1 protein-coding gene, 1 tRNA gene and 1 pseudogene are annotated in these 1,558 nt (G+C 63.8%); 1 reads left to right on the forward strand and 2 read right to left on the reverse strand.

What is annotated here, in order from left to right:
• Positions 1-778: YncE family protein (locus Q0925_RS08955; RefSeq protein WP_299334393.1), on the forward strand; the 778-nt coding region annotated here is incomplete at its 5' end.
• Positions 779-852: 74 nt separating this feature from the next.
• Here Q0925_RS08955 and Q0925_RS12385 read toward each other — a convergent pair.
• Positions 853-1,155 (reverse strand): annotated as a pseudogene (locus tag Q0925_RS12385) (helix-turn-helix domain-containing protein); the annotation flags it as partial.
• Positions 1,156-1,319: 164 nt separating this feature from the next.
• A tRNA-Val gene (locus Q0925_RS08965) sits at positions 1,320-1,394 on the reverse strand.
• Positions 1,395-1,558 lie beyond the last annotated feature (164 nt).

The following is a 1,558-nucleotide window of genomic DNA, read 5'->3' on the forward strand; positions in this document are numbered from 1 at the left end:
GCACTTCGCGACCGCCGGGGACGAACTGTACGCTTCTTGTTCGGCTGGCGACACACTCGCGGTGATCGACCCCGTCGAGTTGACGCTCGTCCGTCGGATCGGCGTGGGTGCGGAGCCGCACGAACTCGCGGTCGGGCCCGGCGAGCGCCGCCTCTACAGCGGCAGCCGCCGCGACGGCGTGGTCGATATCGTCGACACAGGGGCCCACGAGCGGGTCGGCACTATCGACGTGGCATCGCACGCCCGGATTCAGGGAGTCGCACTCGCGCCGAACGGATACCGAGGGTACGCCGTCGATCAGAACGGTAACCGGGTCGTCGCGTTCACGCCGGACGAACGGCACGGGGACGCGGACCCCGATGAGGCGAGCGGACGGAACTGCCGTGTCTTCGAGGAGGCCGCAGTCGGCGTCGACCCCTACGACCTCGTCGTCACCGCCGACCGCGTGTTGGTTCCGGGCAGAGCCGACGGAACGGTCCACGAGTTCTCACCGGACCTGACCCTCGAAGCGGTCCACGAGGGGTTCTCCCGGCCGGTCGACCTGTTCAGGGCTGACGGTCGGTGGTGGGTGCTCGACGCCGGGGCCGCTCAACTCCGTTCGCTCGACGGTGCGGTCGTCGACACGGCCGCCCCGGGCCTCTCTACGGTCCCGGTCGGCGGCGGTCGGCTTGTGGTTTCTCACTACAACGACGACTGTCTCTCGCTCGTCGATGTCGCGGAGGGTACAGTTTGGACCGCCGACGCTCCGGCGTACCCGTTCGGTGCGGTCGTGGTCTGACGCGTCACCGACGGCGGGGGACGCCACCGGAATCGGGGGTGTAGCTCGGGTATTCTTCCACCCCCGAATATGAGGGTGGCATACGTCTTCGCGACGGCAAGGCCGTCAAGGCCATGGCGCTCGATATAGACGTCGATGTCCGTGTCCTTCTCGCGGCGGGCAACGGCGGCGATAAGTGCTGGCGTGATTGTTTGGGTCTCACCGTCGGCCGAAAGCGTGAGTGCGATCGACTCAGCATCGTATTCGTACGGGCGCTGCTCGCGAGTTTTCTGTACTAATCCCGCTGTTTCGAGCTTCTGGACGTAGTCATAGGCGGTTCCCTGCGGGATATCAAGCCCGTCGACGATCTCGGAAACAGTGGTGGGGCCATGCTGTAAATGAGTGGATTAGGATCCGGATGAGAATCGTATGGGTTGGGGCGGATTTGAACCTCAGTCACTCCGTTCGCTACCGCTCACTTCGTTCCCTGCTTCAAATCCGCATCACCATTTCTGATTCCACGGACTCCTCGCCGTCGATCGTCGTTGCGAGGAATCAGAAATGGGTTGGGGCGGATTTGAACCGCCGGCCTCCTCCATGTCAAGGAGGTGTCATAACCGAACTAGACTACCAACCCTTAGAGGCGTTCTTGCGCATTTCGAGGTATCCGGGGAATGTAATTGAACCTTTCGGATCGGGGTCCGATACGGCGATACGGTCGCCGAGTTTGAGGCGGCGGCGGGAGGAATCGAGACGGTTCCCGGCGGCTTTCGACCGGTTTTACTGACTCCGGCCGAGCCG

Source organism: Haloplanus sp. (genome assembly GCF_028275055.1).
In the GTDB taxonomy this organism is placed as follows: domain Archaea; phylum Halobacteriota; class Halobacteria; order Halobacteriales; family Haloferacaceae; genus Haloplanus.